The 442-nt window shown below is 56.6% G+C and carries 1 protein-coding gene and 1 pseudogene; both read left to right on the forward strand.

Annotated elements, in window-relative coordinates; translation table 11 throughout:
- Positions 1-230 (forward strand): annotated as a pseudogene (locus tag ACU8YC_RS27830) (prepilin peptidase-dependent protein); the annotation flags it as partial.
- Positions 221-442 (forward strand): prepilin-type N-terminal cleavage/methylation domain-containing protein (locus tag ACU8YC_RS27835; protein ID WP_446896373.1); only part of this gene is annotated, 222 nt, incomplete at its 3' end. The pseudogene ACU8YC_RS27830 and the gene ACU8YC_RS27835, both read left to right, overlap by 10 nt.

The raw sequence follows: 442 nt of genomic DNA on the forward strand, positions 1-442 counted from the left end.
CGGCTTTGCAAACCACGTGTCGACCTGTTTCGTCTTTGGTTTTTACGCCATTGTGGGACGATGTTTAAATGGCAGAGATAACCCCTTCGCTGGCCTTTTTGGGCCTGCGCAATACGGCATGGACCGGACATATTCGCCTGAAAAAGGCGGCAGGAGAATGGCGCGTGGTGGTGTCTGGCTGGGGGCGGATCAGGATTTGTGAGCGCGATGAGGCCAGATTATGTCAGTAAGCGAACGAGGGTTTTCTCTGCTGGAAGTGCTAATCGCCATGGCGATTAGCAGCATTTTACTGCTTAGTCCAGTACGATTTTTACCGGCACTGCAGCTCGAGATTCTGCGCAACACACGCCTGGTAGCGCTGGACGCCGGACTATGGCACCGGGTCTACACCGTACGGAAGCACCTTGACCGGGCAGGGCATGGCCGAGGCCACTGGCCCGGG

The sequence above is a fragment of the Citrobacter sp. VF227 genome, assembly GCF_052950715.1.